Here is a 16804-nt window from a genome sequence, read left to right as displayed (position 1 = left end):
GAATTTTTGGGAAAGAGTTATACTATAAAAATGGAGGTGGACACGTTGAGTGAACAAGATAAAGTACGCCTGACCTCTTTTTCAACAAAAGCTGGTTGAGGCTGCAAAATTGGTCCTGAGGACCTGGCGCAAGTTTTGCGTCATTTACCGAAACAAGAACCTGTTCCAGAATTATTAGTGGGACTTGATACATCTGATGATGCTGGGGTCTATCAATTAACTGACTCGATTGCACTAATTCAGACCGTGGATTACTTTACTCCTATTGTGGATGACCCTTATATGTTTGGACAAATCACCGCTGCAAACGCATTAAGTGATGTGTATGCTATGGGTGGAGAGCCTAAAACCGTCTTAAATATCGTCGGCTTTCCTATTAAAAAATTGGGCGCTGAGATGCTTTCGGAGATACTGCGTGGAGCAGCTGATAAAGTAAAGGAAGCCGGAGCGATTACCGTAGGCGGCCATTCTATTGATGACCAAGAACCTAAATTTGGATTATCTGTAACTGGAATCGTCCACCCAGATAAAGTGTGGAAAAATGTCGGTGCCCAGTCAGGTGATTTCCTTGTGTTGACCAAACCTATCGGTGTCGGAATCATCACAACTGGTATAAAAAGAAGTGCAGTAACGCCAGAACAGGAACAAACTGTGACTGACACTATGGCTGAGCTAAATAAGGTGGCGGCTGAAGTGTTAACAGAATTTCACCCTCACGCTGTCACGGATATAACTGGATTTGGATTACTAGGTCATGGAAGTGAAATGGCACGCGGCAGTCATGTCAGTTTTGAATTTTCACTCGGCCAAGTCCCAGTCCTAGAAGGTGCCCTTGAATTAGCGAAAAATGGTGTAGTTCCCGGCGGTTCAAAGGCGAATCATAAATGGTTAGCGGATGATGTTGTCTACGAGGAACTCCTTCCTGAGGAACAACTCCTCCTTTGTGATGCGATTACTTCCGGCGGTTTGTTTGTTGCTCTCAGTGAACAGGAAGCCGCGCTGTATGTGGAAAAACTTCGAGCTAGTGGATTAGCACATGCTTCGATTGTAGGAAGAGTTACGGAGAAAAAGGAAAAATATATTTATGTGAAAAGATAATAAAAAAATCCTGAACCATTTTGGCTCAGGATTTTTTTATTAGAACTTCTGACGCAGTTTTTCTACCATGTCCTTGGTCATTTTATCTAAATCAAATGCGTATTTAAAGCCCCATTCCTCTTTTGCTGCTGTAGCATCAATGGAATTCGGCCAACTTTCCGCTATTTTTTGACGTTCCGGATCCACATGATACGAAATTTCAAATCCAGGAACAAACTTAGCAATGGAAGCAGCAATTTCCTCTGGATCAAAATTCATTGCCGTCACATTAAAAGCATTGCGATGGATTAATTTAGAGGAATCGGCCTCCATTAAATCAACAATGGCATTCAAGGCATCTGGCATATACATCATATCCATATAAGTACCTTTATCAATGTAAGAAGTATATTTTCCATTTTTGACTGCTTCATAGTAAATTTCAACCGCATAATCAGTGGTTCCACCACCAGGAAGAGCGACATAGGAAATTAATCCAGGGAAACGCAGGCCGCGGGTATCGACTCCGAATTTGTGGAAATAGTAGTCAGACAATAATTCCCCAGCAACTTTATTGACCCCGTACATCGTGGTCGGTCGCATAATTGTATCTTGAGGGGTATTGTCTTTAGGGGTTGAAGGCCCAAACGCACCAATCGAACTAGGTGTGAAAAATTGTGCTTTTAGTTCTCTGGCCGTTTCAAGTCCATTCATCAGCCCACCCATGTTTAAATTCCATGCAAATACAGGCTTCGCCTCTGCAGTTGCCGATAACAAGGCAGCTAAATGCATAACCGTATCAACATTGTATTTTTTTGCTACTTCCACCATTCGGTTTCCATCTGTTACATCGACCGTCTCAAATGGACCGCTTAGAGCAGCTTCACTCTCATTCTTTTTGATATCTGTCGCAATAACATTATCCGCTCCATAAATGTCTCGTAGTTTTAAGGTTAATTCTGATCCAATCTGTCCCAAAGCACCAGTAATTAATATACGCTTCATCGTCGTTTCACCGTCCTCTTCACTTAGCTAATAATTGTATTTTCTATTTAATTACGCCCATTTCCTTACCTACTTTTTCATATATCGCAATTGCACGGTCGAGCATTTCTTTTGAATGTGCTGCTGTTGGCATGTTACGAACACGTCCAGTTCCTTTCGGTACCGTTGGGAAAACAATGGCCTTAGCATAAACCCCTTCTTCATTCAAACGCTTACTGAATTGTTGGGTAAGTGCTTCGTCACCAATAATACAAGGTGTAATTGGCGTTTCGCTGTTACCAATATTAAAACCTAACTCTTTCAAGCCTTTTTTAAGATAATTTCCATTATCCCAAAGTTTCTCGTTAAGCTCTGTGCTTTCCATGAGAATTTCAATCGATTTCTTGCTTGCTGCTACATCTGCAGGAGTAAGTGAAGTTGAAAATAGGAATGGGCGGCTGCGAACTTTTAACCAATCAATCAGATTCTTTTTACCAGCCACATATCCGCCGACTACACCAATTGCTTTAGATAATGTGCCAATTTGAAAATCAATTTTATCAGAAAGACCAAAATGCTTTACGGTCCCTGCCCCATCACCAAGGACACCTGAACCATGTGCATCGTCGACATATGTAATTAAGTCGAATTCTTCAGCGATCTCTACGATTTCTGGCAATAAGGCAATATCGCCATCCATGGAAAAGACGCCATCTGTGATCACCATAATCTTGTTGTAAAGGCCGGACTCTTTTGCCTCTTTTGCTTTTGCACGTAAATCTTCCATATCTGAGTGATTAACACGGATGATTTTTGCTTTCGATAGACGACAGCCATCAATAATCGACGCATGGTTTAATTCATCCGATAGAATGGCATCATTTTTATCCATTACCGCAGAAATGGCTGCCATGTTACAATTAAATCCCGATTGGTAGGCAATCGCTGCTTCAGTATGTTTAAATTCAGCTAATTTTTCTTCGAGTTCCACATGCAACTTAAGTGTTCCGTTGATTGTACGAACTGCGCCTGCCCCAACGCCGTAGGATTCAATGGCTTCGGCTGCTGCATTTTTCAAACGTTCATCGGTTGCTAACCCTAAATAGTTATTAGAAGAAAGATTAACAAGTTCTCTGCCATTAATCGTGATTAGTGGACCATTGGGGCTCTCGAGTGGATCGATGACATTGTATAGACCTTTCCCCTTTAAATCCTCAAGATTTTCATTTAAAAATTGTTCTAAAATATGACTAGACATTATTCATTTCCCCCTTATAATTTGAACCTTTAATGTCATTTACGGATAAACAGTCGTCCGCTTCAGAAGGACATTGATATTGCTGTTGAATAGCGGTATTAAAGGATTCTTATTGTATACTTTATCATAAATTTTTAAATTTGTTCATATATAGTGGACAAAAAAGAAAAATATTTTTTATATCTATTAGATTACCCAAATCAAAATAATGTTATTTCTTAAGATCATTCACTATACATTAACTTATAAATAGATTGCTTTTCCGTTATAATGGTTTCTTGAAGACGTAGATACTCTCGATTGCTTTAAGAAAGGATGTCAACCTTGTCATTTTTATATTCTGTCTTGTATACACTTATCCTTGGTGCTTTATTTATATTTTTATTTATCTTCGCCTACGATCTCCTTTATGGTGAAAAACAAGAAAAGCAAACCAAGAAACTTCATAAATATTTTCACAAAGAGACAATTAAGAAGATCGACGTCCTCGAACGTCAGCCTCGGAAATTCACCATGTATCAAGTGACAACCAATAATGGAGTTCAAAAGATTAAAATGAAACCAGGTTATAAGGTGGTTAAGATCGTCTCAAAGGAAAAAAAGAAGAAGTAAACTCAGTTTCCCTTATGTCCTAAAATAGAGGGCCGTTTGTAGGTAATGGATGTATTCCAATCAAGTTACCACAAAGTAAAAACGCTCAGCCAAGTGGCGCTGAGCGTTTTTTACTTTTAATTTATTGACAAGGCAAGGAACTAAATTTCCCTGCATTCCGATTGAGAGTTTGTAATGCTTCTTTGTATTCGCTTTCTAAACTATTTATTATTTCAGACACTGATTCAATTTTATTTATGGCTCCGACGCCGTGCCCTGCTGACCAAATATCGCGCCATGCTTTTACGTTTGTTTCCCTTTGCATACTATCAAAGTTAACTTGAGCTTTTTTAACCAGTGTATCTGGGTTCAATCCCGCCTTTTTAATACTTGGTACCAGCATATTACACATGACACCGGAGAAAGCATCGGTTAATAGGATATCTTCTTGCGTGGATTCAACGAGCATTTCTCGGTACTCATTATTTGCCATACTTTCGGTAGCTACGATAAACCTTGTTCCCATATAAGCAAGATCTGCTCCGGCAGCTTGTGCTGCTAAAATCCCCTTCCCTGTTGAAATAGAACCTGCCAGAACAACAATGCCATCCCAAAAGTTACGAACCATATCCACAAAGGCAAAGTTATTAATTTGTCCAGCATGACCTCCCGCCCCGCTAGATACTAATATCAAGCCATCAACACCTGCTTCTGCCGCTTTTTTAGCAAATTTTAAATCACTTACATCCGAGAACACGAGACCACCATATTCATGAACAATATCAACAACTAATTTCGGACTTCCTAATGAGGTAATCACCAATTGCGGCTGGTGCTTTTTAATCAATTCAAGTTCTTCCTGCAGGCGGCCATAGGAACTATGTACAACCATATTCATCGCCCACGGTGCAATCTTGCGGTTAGGTTCGAGAGCCCGTGCCTCCGCCAACTCTGCATTTAATTGCCCCATCCACTGATCTAGAATTTCAATTGGCCTTGCATTTGGAGCAGGAAAAGAACCAATTACCCCATTCAGACAACAATTTTTGACGAGTTCGGTGCCTGACACCAAAAACATCGGGGCTGAAATGGCCGGTAATTTCATTTGATTCCACCAGGAATCTGGAATAGATTTCCTCATTGTGCTCACCTTCTCTTTATTTTAGAATTTTCAGAATTAATTTTCTCTTTAATAGTAACTGAAAATGAATGGTTATTCAATATTTGTGTGGTTCTTTTATTTACACTTATTTAAAAGCTTTCCGAGCACGAACGATTTTAATTTTAAAAACCTTATTGTTCGTTTTTTGCAAAATAATGATTGATTTCCCCTTTTTATGTGCTTTATAATGTGAATAAATTCATATGCGTTTCACTCATATAATCGCGGGGATAAGGCCCGAAAGTTTCTACCAGATTGCCGTTAACAATCTGACTATGAGTGGGTAATGGGAAAATGTGCAAATTTTTTAAGAGATGCACTCATTCCTTAGCCGTTTGGACATGGAGCCCAGAGGTCATTATCTCACTCAATTATTTTGTTGTGAGGTATTGACCTTTGGGCTTTTATTATTTTAAAGGGGAGTTTTCAATCATGAGATTACTAGAAGACAAAATTAGTTCTGACGGAAAGGTTTTATCCGACCAGGTATTAAAGGTTGATTCATTTTTAAACCATCAAATCGACCCGCAGTTAATGCTTGAGATTGGGAAAGAATTTGCGAGATTATTTGCAGAGGAAGGCATTACTAAGATTGTAACGATTGAATCCTCAGGCATTGCCCCTGCCGTGATGGCCGGTTTATATTTGAACGTTCCAGTTCTATTTGCTCGAAAAAGAAAATCATTGACACTGGTCGATGACTTACTTACGGCGTCTGTCTATTCATTTACCAAAAATGAAACAAACGAGATTTCGGTTTCCAATAAATACATGAATGAAAGTGATCGAGTACTTATCATTGATGATTTCTTAGCTAATGGTGAAGCTGCTCTTGGTTTAGTAAAAATCGTTCAACAAAGCGGTGCAAACGTTGCTGGAATTGGCATTGTCATCGAGAAATCATTTCAACACGGTGCACAAAAATTGAAGGACATGGGTTTAAGGGTTGAATCCTTAGCAAGAATTGCTTCCCTATCAAACGGAGAAGTAACATTTATCAATGAAAATGTGGAGGAATTAATCTAATGAAACAACTTCCATTTAAAATTGCCTCTTTGGGCATTCAGCATGTGTTAGCGATGTATGCAGGAGCGGTAATTGTTCCACTTATCGTCGGAGGGGCTCTTAAATTTTCGGGAGAACAATTAACTTACTTGGTATCCATCGACATCTTAATGTGCGGAATTGCAACAATTCTACAAGTTTGGAAGAATCGATTTTTCGGAATCGGTTTACCAATTGTACTTGGCTGTACCTTTACTGCCGTTGGACCGATGATTGCCATTGGCGGACAGTTTGGCATTTCTGCCATTTATGGTTCCATTCTCATTTCCGGACTAATAGTCATTGTTATTTCTCAATTCTTTGGGAAGTTAATTAAGTTCTTCCCACCTGTTGTTACTGGTTCTGTTGTTACTATTATTGGGATTACACTGATCCCTGTCGCAATGAATAACATCGCTGGCGGACAAGGGAGCCCGGATTTTGGCAGCCTTTCAAATATCGGCTTAGCTTTCGGAACGTTGCTATTTATTATTTTGCTTTACCGTTTTACAAAAGGTTTTATTCGCTCCATTTCTATTTTACTAGGATTAATGGGCGGTACGGTAGTCGCATCTATTATGGGGAAAGTAAACTTTTCAGCTGTTGCTGATGCATCATGGTTCCACATGGTAAAACCATTTTATTTTGGGACCCCTACATTTGAATGGACTCCGATCATTACGATGACACTCGTTGCAATTGTGAGTATGGTAGAATCAACAGGTGTTTATTTCGCTTTAAGTGACATCACTGGAAAAAAATTAACAGAGAAGGATTTATCAAGAGGTTATCGTGCGGAAGGTCTAGCAAGTATTATTGGTGCGATATTTAATGCGTTCCCATACACAACCTATTCTCAAAACGTAGGACTTGTCCAGCTTTCAGGTGTTAAAAGCAATAACGTCATTTATACAATGGGCGGCATGTTAGTTTTTCTTGGGTTTATTCCGAAAATTGCAGCCTTTACTACAGTTATTCCAACACCTGTACTTGGTGGTGCAATGGTGGCTATGTTTGGAATGGTCATTGCTTATGGAATAAAAATGCTTGGTAACGTAGATTTTGCTTCACAAGAAAATCTCCTAATCATAGCTTGTTCAGTTGGGATGGGAATGGGTGTAACAGCCGTACCGGATATGTTTGCCCACCTGCCTGAGAGTGTTAAAATCCTTACCAGCAGCGGCATTGTCACAGGAAGTCTAACTGCAATCTTTTTAAACATTGTTTTAAACGTAACAAAGTCAACAAAGCAAATGAAGCAAGTAAATGAAGTAAATAATCAAATTGCCTCATAATAATAAAAAATAATGTAAAAGGACGATACTAAAAAAGGTAACGTCCTTTCTTTTTTATTTCAGGAAATGTTATCAAAAAGGCGATGCCATTCAAAGCATCGCCTTAATCATTTCTAACAGGTCTGTTATGTTTCTTTTTGTAGTGGAGCTTACTCTAGACCTTGAAGTTATATTTGTTTTTGTATTATCACTTCCCGAACCTGTATTTTCCGATGTGATTGTAATTGGACTAATACAAACCGCTCCGCCAAAGTTTACAATCCCACCAGAAATGGTACCGATTGATATTCCCTTTTCATTGATTGCCAAACGATTCACCCCTTCCCCTCTTTTTTACTATTATATGGACAAGGGTATTCATGTGTTTAAGCATCTAAAAAAATAAATAAACAGCAAAAAGAAAAGAGTGCGGATGCAGCTCAAAATCTATTCATTCTGGTATTTTTGGAGCTTTACAGGAACTCATTTCTAACTTACATATCCACTTATAAAAACCTAATAGTATGATCAGTAAAATCGGGTCAAGAATGGCTGCGTGCCATAACTTCCACCATCCATAATGAAAGTAACCCCACGGAGCAGGCAGCAATGTGATGGCTTCATAAATCAAAATCAGAATGACAAAAATGATAATATAAAATATTTTCTTAATGATTTTTGATTTAAATGGAAAGTAATTTAAAAAAATCATATTAGCAGCAGGCACTAAGAATATATGTGGAAGCAATCCTTCCCAATCAATTTCTTTATCAAAATACCAGTATCCATGGTATTTGAATTCAACCATCACATCGAACAATACTTGGAAAGCGACCGTAAAAGTCCATATATGGACAATTTGATTACCATTTAGAAGTTTATTTTTCTTAAAAGCAAAATAATTAAATGAAATAATGGCAATTAGTAATCCAATCATATCTAATTCCTTTTTCTTTTATTTTGCCCTTGTTTTATGGAATATTATTCATCGTAAAAATTGGAGGAAGTTTGGAATGCCTGCCATCTATAGTTAAATATGTTTTGTTATCTATAATATCGATTAATAAATATTATTTAAATCGATTTAATGAATTTATAATCAAAAATCATTTAAGTATAATTCTAAAAGTACAGAGAAACTATTTAAAAACTAAGGTGGAATTAATATGAAAAAATGGCTTTCTGCTCTTATTCTTGTTATGCTAGTAATTTCATTAGCTGCTTGTGGGCAAAGTGATGAAAAAACGAGTGAAGGAAAAAAAGAAGCGACTAATAATGAAATTTTTAAAATTGGAGCCATTCCTGACCAGAATGCTGCAGATTTAGATAAAGGGATGACCGCTGTTGCAAAATATCTTAGTGAAAAAACTGGTATGAAAGTTGAATTTGTACCGTCTGTGGATTATGCAGCATTAGTAACTGGTTTCCAACGTGGTGAAATTCATATGGCTTGGTTTGGCGGCTTAACAAGTGTACAAGCTAGAAACCTTGTTCCTGAAGCAGAATCAATTGTGCAACGACCACGGGACGCTAAGTTCCATTCGGTCTTTATTACCCAATCATCTGAAAATATCACAAAGCTGGAAGACTTAAAAGGGAAATCATTCACATTTGGCAGTGAAAGCTCAACTTCCGGCCATTTAATGCCAAGATACTTCCTAACTGAAGCTGGAATAGATGCCAATACCGATTTTGATGGCAAGCCCAACTTCTCCGGTTCACATGATACAACCTATAAGTTAATTGAATCCGGTGCCTTTAAGGCGGGCGCACTCAATGAGGCCGTTTGGGAAGCAGCGGTAAAAGAAGGTAAAGTGGATACGAAAAAAGTAAAAGTATTCTATACCACCCCTGCTTACTATGACTATAACTGGACTATCAATAGTAATGTCGAAGAAGTCTTTGGTAAAGGAACTAAGCAAAAAGTTAAAGATGCCCTTCTATCCATTACGGGAGACCAAAAGGAAATTGCGGATTTATTCCAAACGGAGAGTTTTGTCGAAACAAATAATGATAATTACAAAAAGATTGAAAAGGTAGCAAAAGAGTTACAGATTATTAAGTAGTAGGTGTCGTAGAATGTCTTCAAAAACAATGATTGAAGCAAAAAATATATCGAAACATTTTGAGGGGAAGATAGCTTTATCTTCCCTTTCTTTTTCTATTGAGCAAGGGGAAATGGTTGCCTTAATTGGACCAAGCGGCGCGGGAAAAACTACATTATTAAATTCCATAGCCGGACTCGTGCCAATCCAAAACGGGGAACTAATAATCGATAGCCATCCAATATCAGCCTATAAAAAAGGCAAAATTTTTGCTAAAAAAGTTGGCGTCATTCGGCAACAGTTTGATCTTATTGGGTCCATTGCCGTCATTCATAATGTCCTGGCGGGACGATTAGCGGAATGGGGCGTTATCAAATCCCTCTTCTCATTACTTGTTCCCCAAGAAAAAGAAGTTGCTTTGAAAGCACTGGATCGAGTTGGTCTTTCTAATAAAATCCATGAAATCACGTCCACTTTATCTGGAGGCGAACAGCAGCGTGTCGCAATGGCAAGATTAATGGTCCAAAAACCTGAAGTGGTTTTAGCGGACGAGCCTGTAGCCTCCCTTGATCCGGCGCGTGCGGAAGATGTTTTAGCCATGCTCATTAAAATCGTTTCAGAGCAAAAACAAACATTAATCACAAGTATACATTCCGTCGAATATGCTCGTAAATATTTTACAAGAATCATCGCCCTTAAAAATGGGGAAATTCTTTTTGATTTACCGACAGAAAAAGTAACAGATGATTTGTTAAGAGATCTTTATCGGTTAAAGGAGCAAGGGTGAGATGTTGGGACGTAAATCAGTCTTCGGTATGTATAATCGCCTCCTTCTCACGTTACTTTTGACGGCCGTATTCGTTTGGAGCTTGTTTTCAATTCAATGGAATGCCGATCTATTCCATGCAGGTGGAATACCGACATTGTTGCAAATATTTGAAGGACTCATTCAACCGGACCTTTCTGCTGAGGTATTAATGAAGGGGCTTGAATCAGCCTGGATAACGCTAGCCTATGCTGTTGCCGGCATGTCACTTGCCATTATTTATGCACTAATAGTCGGTGTTCTTGCCTCTGGAACATTAACCTCAAGCAGGGTTGCTCGGTTAACGTCTAAAGTATTTTTTAGGGGAATATTAGGCTTCACGCGTTCGATTCATGAGTTAATATGGGCCTGGCTTTTCGTTGCTGCCGTAGGTCTTTCCCCTTATGCTGCCATATTTGCCCTTGCGATTCCATACGGAGGGATACTTGGCAGAATTTTTGCGGACATGTTAAATGATGTGCCTGATCAACCAATTACGGCCTTAAAATCAGCAGGAGCATCCAAACTGCAACTACTCACCTACGGCTATTTTCCTTTGATTTGGGCCGACATGATCAGTTATACGATGTACCGCTTTGAATGTGCCATTCGGTCTTCTGCCATTATGAGTTTTGTTGGACTTGGCGGTCTAGGCTACCAAATTCAATTATCATTGGCTGATTTGAAATACGATCAAGTCTGGTCATATGTTTTTTTTCTAATTGTTCTTGTAATATTGGTAGATGTTTGGAGTAATTTTGTCCGTAAGGGGTTAACAGAACGGAAACGCCGAAAGGGATTCAGTCCTGGCTGGCTTTCACTTCTTTTCACCTTGCTTTTAGTAGTTTGTTCATGGGGATTTATCACGGTCGCTGAGAATGCTCAATTTTTTGAATTATTATCTGATAAGAATATTGAATATGCAAAAAAATTTTTCGGTGGTCTGATCGGATTAAATGATGCCACCCCTGCTTTCTTCAACGCTGGCAGTTGGGCCGCTGCTTTGAAACTCACGCTTGAAACATTGGAAATGAGTATTATGGCAATTGGATTTGCGACCATCGCTGCTTTTTTTACAGTGATTCCTGCAGCTAGAAATATAGCTAATGGGGGGTTAACTTCTTCAAAGAAGTGGTATAACTGGATTCTTTATGGAATAGTTCGCATCACCTATATCTTTTCTCGTTCTGTTCCTGAGTTAGTTTGGGCAATGATGATTATCTTTATTTTTAAACCCGGTTTACTGCCTGGGGCAATCGCTCTTGCACTCCACAACTTTGGGATTCTCGGTAAGCTTTGGGCAGAGGTGATTGAGGATATGGACCCGCGTCCAATAAGGAATTTAGCATCTACAGGTGCATCGAAAATCCAGATTTTCTTATACGGTATCCTGCCCACGGTATTACCACGATTTCTCACTTATATTCTTTATCGCTGGGAAGTCATCATGAGGACAACCATTGTGGTTGGTTTTGTTGGTGCGGGTGGTCTTGGAATGGAATTTAAGTTGGCAATGAGCTATTTCCAATATACAGAGATTACCTTGTTACTTCTTTGTTATATGATTCTCGTCATTATCGCTGACTTTGCATCAGAAAGTACGAGAAAAGCAGTTAAATAATATAAAGTGAAAGTGCCCGAATAGCGAAGTCCATTAGCCGCTGGGCACTGGAACTAGATTCAGCTAAAAAACACCGTTCCCCTAATGGAATGGTGTTTTTTGTGGTTTTTATCACTCTGCTATCCATTGCTAGCATTTTGCATAATTATCGCTATCTATTAGCTAAATAAGTGATAATAAAAGTATTGCATACTATTTCCACCCAAGGAAATAATTGATGCATGAGACTTGTTTTTCTATCAACATTTCCATTATCCTATTGATAGGAAGAAAGTATGTAATATCAACGACTTTAAATGTCATCTAGGAGTGAAATTCTTTGCAATCAAAGTCCGCTTTACCGATTTTATTTGTAGTTATGTTTTTGGTGATGGTGGGATTTGGAATTATCATTCCAGTTTTACCTTTCTATGCCGAAGGAATTGGGGCGAACCCAACCGAACTAGGATTACTTATGGCGGTGTATTCGCTCATGCAGCTTATTTTCGCTCCAATGTGGGGGCAAGTTTCCGACCGAATTGGGCGAAAGCCAGTGATGATGATTGGGATAGCTGGACTTGGTCTCTCCTTTCTAATTCAAGCATTGTCAACAGAGCTTTGGATGTTATTCGCGGCAAGAATTATTGGCGGTATTCTTTCCTCTGCTAATATGCCTACCGCAATGGCATACGTTGCCGATATCACCACCGAAGAGAATCGCGGCAAAGGAATGGGGATTGTTGGTGCAGCAACGGGCTTAGGCTTTGTTTTCGGTCCAGCAATTGGTGGTATTTTCTCAAAATTCAGCTTGAACATGCCCTTTTATCTTGCTTGTGGATCTTCTTTCATTACCTTGATTCTTGTTTTCCTTTTGCTAAAAGAATCAAAACTGAGAACAGAGGCAGGTACCAAAAAACAACCCTCTTTTTGGAAGGCGTTTAGTGAGGCTGTAACGGTTCTGTATCTAGTGCAATTATTAATTTCTTTATCCCTGGCTGGTTTGGAAGCAACGTTTGCTTACTTTGCTGCGAAAAAGGCAGATTTAGATGCTACTCAACTTGGCTATATTTTTATGATCATGGGATTTGGGAGTGCGATTGTCCAGGGTGGTCTAGTTGGTAGATTGACGAAGAAATACGGGGAAAGGATGGTTATCCAGTCGGGTATCATTGTTTCTGCGCTTGGATTTGCTTTAATTTTATTGGTGAATAGTTTTGGTACTGCAGCTCTTTTTCTAACTATATTTGGTTTAGGGAATGGAGTCATTCGTCCAAGTGTTTCTTCTCTAATTACGAAAACGTCAAGCGCTGGCCACGGAAGTTCAACTGGCCTATTATCTTCCTTTGACTCACTTGGCCGAATTATTGGTCCTCCACTTGGTGGTTGGCTGTTTTCATTGGCCATCGGGCTTCCGTATATTTCTGGTGCAATTATCTCCATTGCTGCTTTTATTCTATTTTTACTTTTTCGACCGCAGATTGCTTCTGTTAAATCAACAAATATACAAAACTAAACAAGATGCATATGTTTTTAGGACACGCATAAAATGGGTTACGAGGATGTAAGTAAAAAAGGAGCCCATTTTATGAAATTAAAAACCTTTATTAGTATTTGTTGCTTATTGGCCACATTAGGTTTTGCAGCGTATCTTGATTCACCGTACTCATTTATTAATAAAAACTTTACCTATTCAGCCGATCAACCTGTGATGGCACAGCCTGTAGAAGTTGAGCCTTCCAGCGATGTTCCAGTTTTGGAGGAAAAACTAGAGAAAATCGAAAAAGTGGATGGCTATATCGTAGAAACGTACCAGGAGTACGAGGTATATAAAGACAAGGATGGTAATGTATTAAAAAGTGAGCCGACAGGTAAAATCGATACTTTACATTATTGGGATGACCAAGAACAACAGTAAGACCGCTGACAAGGCGGTCTATTTTTTGAGGTCAAATGAATGGGTCCCTCCTCACTACCTACCTTCTGAAAACTCATTTTCTGACTTCATATGGGCAAATGAATAGTTTGCCATGGTTTGAATATCGCTGTATTTTGACTGTTTATCGGTTTTCATGACAACCGAGATAACTTCCTTATTTCCTTGTTTTAAGTATTCCAATAGTGTATGATGAGCCGCATTTGTAAACCCAGGTTTACCAGTAATCGAGTTTGGGCTCCTGTGAAATTTAAATAGATTACTGATTGTCTTTTCTTTCTTGCTTGTTTTAATCATTGTTTTTCGTGTAGTCATAACCTTTAGTACATTAGGATGTTTAAGCGCTTCTTTGGTGATGAGGGCCATATCGTAGGGTGTTGTATAATGGTTTGGGTCATGAAGCCCATTTGATGTAACGAAATGAGTATTTTTAAGGCCCCATGTTTTGACCCTCTGATTCATGAGAACTGCAAATCCTTCTTCACTTCCTGCCGCGTTCTCAGCAATTGTAACGGCGACATCATTCGCACTTAATAATAATAAAGCTTTCATCGCGTCTTGTTTAGAAATCATCTCCCCTGCTGTAAGCCCCAAACAGAGGCATTCTTGATTCGCCGCATGTGAGCTAACCCTTAATAAAGTCCCATCTTTTATTTGTTCATCTAAAATAATGGCCGTTAACACTTTCGTCATACTTGCAGGAAATGCTTTTGAGTGGGCATTTTTGTTGTAAAGAATTTCGCCTGTCTCTGCATCAATGGCTACTCCATACACCCCCACAATATTGGGGACCTCTGATTCAGCAGCACTGACCCTATTTGGAACCATTCCTCCTATTAGAAACAGGACTGACAATAATGTTGCAGCAATCTTATTGATGGTAGACATGACGTATGTACCTCCAGTAATAAACCCTTTATCTTCTTGCAATTATTTTGTTCCATTTTTAGTGAAGCCAGACAACTACTTATTTAATTTTTCCATAAATTTTCTCCGCATAACTGCCGAAACGTCCATTCGAATTTTTCCTTCTTTGTTCCATCACTTTTTCAAACTGCAACTGTTTCCTTGTTAATTTTTCTTGTAACCTGTTAATTTCTTCGTCATCAGTGGCGGCGGAAATGAGATCATTTAAGGTAATCAATTCTTTTCGTAAATCGACTTGGTCTGAAATGAATCCTGCATTCTTAAGCATTCGGTAACCCATTTTCATTTCTGCGCTCATCCCTGGCAGATCATCTTTTAGATCCAACGGCTTTCCCATCCCAGGCAGATTTTCGAATTCCCCATTTTTTATTGCTTCTTTTATTTTATCTTCAGCTATTCTTGAAAATAAGTCCATGACACACCTCTTTTTAATATCTATTTTAACTTATTTGGAAGAAATTTAGTAAACATAAACTAGTTAAGAGAACCGCCGTATTTTCGGGGGCTCTCTCTGTCTTCAACCACTATAGACTCAAGCGGAAATTCGGAAAAAACAGGTACAAACCTAAAGCCTGTCTCAGTCGGGAGACATATACATACAGTACAAAGTCACAAGAGGGATAGATGGAATGGAGGGATAGATGCGGATGCAAAACGTGGAGGTAAAGTCGCTCATGATTCATTTCAAGAAATACTAGCTTCCGAAAGGAGAAATTTATTCAATGGTTTGGTTAACGATAGCTTCCTTTTTACTCACCCTAGGATTTATTTTTTGGAGACCCCGAGGTATTAATGAAGCAATCCCTGCTACGATTGGTGCGATCGTTGTTATCTTAAGTGGGAGTGTTACATTCTCTGACCTCGGTCTAATAGCGGAAACCATCAGTGGTGCCGCGATTACCATAATGGCGACAATTGTAATGGCCATCGTCTTAGAAAGTTTTGGGTTCTTTAACTGGATGGCAGAAAAGCTTGCAGAAAAAGCAAAAGGGTCTGGCATTCGATTATTCTGGTATGTCAATCTATTGTGTTTTTTAATGACACTCTTTTTTAATAACGACGGAAGTATTTTAATCACAACACCAATATTAGTTATACTGCTAAACAATATGGGCTTAAAAAACCACCAAAAAATTCCGTATTTGCTTTCAGGTGCATTAATCGCGACCGCTTCAAGTGCGCCCATTGGCGTAAGTAATATTGTCAATCTAATCGCCCTAAAAATCGTCCACATGAGTTTGTACTTGCATACGGCGATGATGTTTGTCCCTGCAACACTTGGTTTACTTCTACTGACCTGGCTTTTGTTTCTTCGCTTCAAAAAGGTCTTACCAAAAACGATCCCTACTAAGGTAACTGGGCTTTCACTCTCTTCTTATCATCCACTTAAGCCAAGTCCATTGAAACATGCTTCTGAGAAAGACCGATCGAGATTTATGAGAAACGTTCTACTGTTTGTCTTTGCGGTTCGTGTCAGCCTCTTTGTAGCATCGTTTCTGTCTATTCCAGTTTCGCTTATGGCAGTTTTTGGCTCTTTTGTCCTTTTAGGTTGGAGATGGGCATATTTAAAAATACCCCCCACCGATATGGTGAAGAAAACGCCGTGGTATATCATCGTTTTCGCTTTTAGTATGTATGTGATCATTTACGGTTTAAATAATATTGGTCTAACAGAGTGGCTCATCCACTTCATGCATCCAATGGTTTCTGGAAGCCTGCTTCATGCCAGTGTACTAATGGGTGTCTTGTTATCCGTTCTTTCGAACATATTTAATAATCATCCTGCGTTAATGGTCGGCACACTAACATTAACAAATATGGATCTACCTCTGCTCAGTTTAAAAATATCCTATCTTGCCAATGTCATAGGAAGTGACATGGGATCATTATTACTACCAATGGGAACTCTGGCCACGTTAATGTGGATGCATATTGTAAGGAAAGGAAAAGTCATGATTAGTTGGTGGCAGTATATGAAAATAACCTTCGTTGTTATCCCGCCAGCTACCTTGTTTACCTTGGTAATTCTATATTATTGGGTATCATGGCTATTTGGAGGCACACTTCAGAACTAAAAAATGATTTTAATAACAGATAGAAAGGT

At 38.9% G+C, this 16804-nt stretch carries 17 protein-coding genes and 1 riboswitch; of the genes, 10 read left to right on the top strand and 7 right to left on the bottom strand.

Annotated elements, in window-relative coordinates; all coding sequences use genetic code 11:
* Window positions 1–30 precede the first annotated feature (30 nt).
* On the top strand, window positions 31–1098 hold the full coding sequence (gene selD / locus COJ96_RS24640; protein ID WP_373561746.1) for a selenide, water dikinase SelD: 1068 nt from the start codon (window positions 31–33) through the stop codon (window positions 1096–1098).
* Between the two features lie 39 nt (window positions 1099–1137).
* Here selD and COJ96_RS24635 read toward each other — a convergent pair whose 3' ends face one another.
* Both COJ96_RS24635 and COJ96_RS24630 read right to left on the bottom strand, forming a co-directional pair.
* Entirely contained in the window at window positions 1138–2082 is a 945-nt protein-coding gene (locus COJ96_RS24635; protein WP_098576446.1) for an L-threonine 3-dehydrogenase, read from the bottom strand.
* Window positions 2083–2125: 43 nt separating this feature from the next.
* On the bottom strand, window positions 2126–3319 hold the full coding sequence (locus COJ96_RS24630; protein WP_098576445.1) for a glycine C-acetyltransferase: 1194 nt from the start codon (window positions 3317–3319) through the stop codon (window positions 2126–2128).
* Window positions 3320–3643: 324 nt separating this feature from the next.
* On the opposite strand from COJ96_RS24630, the gene COJ96_RS24625 reads away from it, so the two are divergent.
* A complete protein-coding gene (locus COJ96_RS24625) occupies window positions 3644–3931 on the top strand; it encodes a hypothetical protein (protein WP_098576444.1) in 288 nt (95 codons plus the stop codon).
* A gap of 121 nt (window positions 3932–4052) precedes the next feature.
* Here the strand turns inward: COJ96_RS24625 and COJ96_RS24620 are convergent, their stop codons facing one another.
* The gene (locus COJ96_RS24620) at window positions 4053–5051 is read right to left on the bottom strand and encodes an NAD(P)H-dependent flavin oxidoreductase (RefSeq protein ID WP_098576443.1); all 999 of its coding nucleotides are present in this window, start codon (window positions 5049–5051) and stop codon (window positions 4053–4055) included.
* Between the two features lie 215 nt (window positions 5052–5266).
* A riboswitch (purine riboswitch) is annotated at window positions 5267–5368 on the top strand.
* Between the two features lie 136 nt (window positions 5369–5504).
* Here COJ96_RS24620 and COJ96_RS24615 point away from each other — a divergent pair.
* Window positions 5505–6098 (top strand): xanthine phosphoribosyltransferase, encoded by a 594-nt coding sequence (locus COJ96_RS24615; protein ID WP_098576442.1) that lies wholly within the window; start codon window positions 5505–5507, stop codon window positions 6096–6098.
* Window positions 6098–7411: a nucleobase:cation symporter-2 family protein gene (locus COJ96_RS24610; RefSeq protein ID WP_098576441.1), complete on the top strand. Its 1314-nt coding sequence runs from the start codon at window positions 6098–6100 to the stop codon at window positions 7409–7411. Before COJ96_RS24615 ends, COJ96_RS24610 begins: the two co-directional genes overlap by 1 nt.
* A 90-nt stretch (window positions 7412–7501) precedes the next feature.
* On the opposite strand, the gene COJ96_RS24605 is transcribed toward COJ96_RS24610, so the two are convergent.
* Window positions 7502–7720, bottom strand: coding sequence for a hypothetical protein (locus tag COJ96_RS24605; RefSeq protein WP_180230249.1), 219 nt, complete (start codon window positions 7718–7720; stop codon window positions 7502–7504).
* Between the two features lie 121 nt (window positions 7721–7841).
* Window positions 7842–8327 carry a hypothetical protein gene (locus COJ96_RS24600; protein WP_098576439.1) on the bottom strand — a complete coding sequence of 162 codons (486 nt, stop codon included), beginning with the start codon at window positions 8325–8327 and terminating at the stop codon, window positions 7842–7844.
* 229 nt (window positions 8328–8556) lie between these two features.
* Here COJ96_RS24600 and COJ96_RS24595 point away from each other — a divergent pair, with 229 nt between their 5' ends.
* The 5 genes from COJ96_RS24595 to COJ96_RS24575 all read left to right on the top strand — a co-directional run bounded on the left by COJ96_RS24595 (window position 8557) and on the right by COJ96_RS24575 (window position 13755).
* Window positions 8557–9456 (top strand): putative selenate ABC transporter substrate-binding protein, encoded by a 900-nt coding sequence (locus COJ96_RS24595; RefSeq protein WP_098576438.1) that lies wholly within the window; start codon window positions 8557–8559, stop codon window positions 9454–9456.
* 13 nt (window positions 9457–9469) lie between these two features.
* Window positions 9470–10222, top strand: coding sequence for a phosphonate ABC transporter ATP-binding protein (locus COJ96_RS24590; RefSeq protein ID WP_098576437.1), 753 nt, complete (start codon window positions 9470–9472; stop codon window positions 10220–10222).
* 1 nt (window position 10223) lies between these two features.
* Entirely contained in the window at window positions 10224–11861 is a 1638-nt protein-coding gene (locus COJ96_RS24585) for a PhnE/PtxC family ABC transporter permease (RefSeq protein WP_098576436.1), read from the top strand.
* Between the two features lie 319 nt (window positions 11862–12180).
* Entirely contained in the window at window positions 12181–13353 is a 1173-nt protein-coding gene (locus COJ96_RS24580) for an MFS transporter (RefSeq protein ID WP_098576435.1), read from the top strand.
* Window positions 13354–13425: 72 nt separating this feature from the next.
* Window positions 13426–13755, top strand: coding sequence for a hypothetical protein (locus COJ96_RS24575; RefSeq protein ID WP_098576434.1), 330 nt, complete (start codon window positions 13426–13428; stop codon window positions 13753–13755).
* Between the two features lie 54 nt (window positions 13756–13809).
* Here COJ96_RS24575 and COJ96_RS24570 read toward each other — a convergent pair whose 3' ends face one another.
* Both COJ96_RS24570 and COJ96_RS24565 read right to left on the bottom strand, forming a co-directional pair.
* Window positions 13810–14661 (bottom strand): D-alanyl-D-alanine carboxypeptidase family protein, encoded by an 852-nt coding sequence (locus COJ96_RS24570; protein ID WP_098576433.1) that lies wholly within the window; start codon window positions 14659–14661, stop codon window positions 13810–13812.
* 79 nt (window positions 14662–14740) lie between these two features.
* Window positions 14741–15115, bottom strand: coding sequence for a DnaJ family domain-containing protein (locus COJ96_RS24565; RefSeq protein WP_098576432.1), 375 nt, complete (start codon window positions 15113–15115; stop codon window positions 14741–14743).
* A gap of 307 nt (window positions 15116–15422) precedes the next feature.
* Between COJ96_RS24565 and COJ96_RS24560 the strand changes: the two genes are divergently transcribed.
* Window positions 15423–16775, top strand: a complete 1353-nt coding sequence (locus tag COJ96_RS24560) for an arsenic transporter (protein ID WP_098576431.1) — start codon at window positions 15423–15425, stop codon at window positions 16773–16775.
* Window positions 16776–16804: the final 29 nt, after the last annotated feature.

This window comes from Bacillus sp. AFS073361 (assembly GCF_002567005.1).
In the GTDB taxonomy this organism is placed as follows: Bacteria; Bacillota; Bacilli; order Bacillales; family Cytobacillaceae; genus Neobacillus.
Note: the sequence above shows the minus strand (reverse complement) of the source record. Positions and strands in the feature narration are given on the sequence as shown.

Bases quoted from the DNA above. Each gene is read 5' to 3' on its own strand.
- COJ96_RS24635 (WP_098576446.1), bottom strand. From the start codon at position 2,082: ATGAAGCGTATATTAATTACTGGTGCTTTGGGACAGATTGGATCAGAA.
- COJ96_RS24630 (WP_098576445.1), bottom strand. From the start codon at position 3,319: ATGTCTAGTCATATTTTAGAACAATTTTTAAATGAAAATCTTGAGGAT.
- COJ96_RS24620 (WP_098576443.1), bottom strand. From the start codon at position 5,051: ATGAGGAAATCTATTCCAGATTCCTGGTGGAATCAAATGAAATTACCG.
- COJ96_RS24615 (WP_098576442.1), top strand. From the start codon at position 5,505: ATGAGATTACTAGAAGACAAAATTAGTTCTGACGGAAAGGTTTTATCC.
- COJ96_RS24610 (WP_098576441.1), top strand. From the start codon at position 6,098: ATGAAACAACTTCCATTTAAAATTGCCTCTTTGGGCATTCAGCATGTG.
- COJ96_RS24600 (WP_098576439.1), bottom strand. From the start codon at position 8,327: ATGATTGGATTACTAATTGCCATTATTTCATTTAATTATTTTGCTTTT.
- COJ96_RS24595 (WP_098576438.1), top strand. From the start codon at position 8,557: ATGAAAAAATGGCTTTCTGCTCTTATTCTTGTTATGCTAGTAATTTCA.
- COJ96_RS24590 (WP_098576437.1), top strand. From the start codon at position 9,470: ATGTCTTCAAAAACAATGATTGAAGCAAAAAATATATCGAAACATTTT.
- COJ96_RS24585 (WP_098576436.1), top strand. From the start codon at position 10,224: ATGTTGGGACGTAAATCAGTCTTCGGTATGTATAATCGCCTCCTTCTC.
- COJ96_RS24575 (WP_098576434.1), top strand. From the start codon at position 13,426: ATGAAATTAAAAACCTTTATTAGTATTTGTTGCTTATTGGCCACATTA.
- COJ96_RS24570 (WP_098576433.1), bottom strand. From the start codon at position 14,661: ATGTCTACCATCAATAAGATTGCTGCAACATTATTGTCAGTCCTGTTT.
- COJ96_RS24565 (WP_098576432.1), bottom strand. From the start codon at position 15,115: ATGGACTTATTTTCAAGAATAGCTGAAGATAAAATAAAAGAAGCAATA.
- COJ96_RS24560 (WP_098576431.1), top strand. From the start codon at position 15,423: ATGGTTTGGTTAACGATAGCTTCCTTTTTACTCACCCTAGGATTTATT.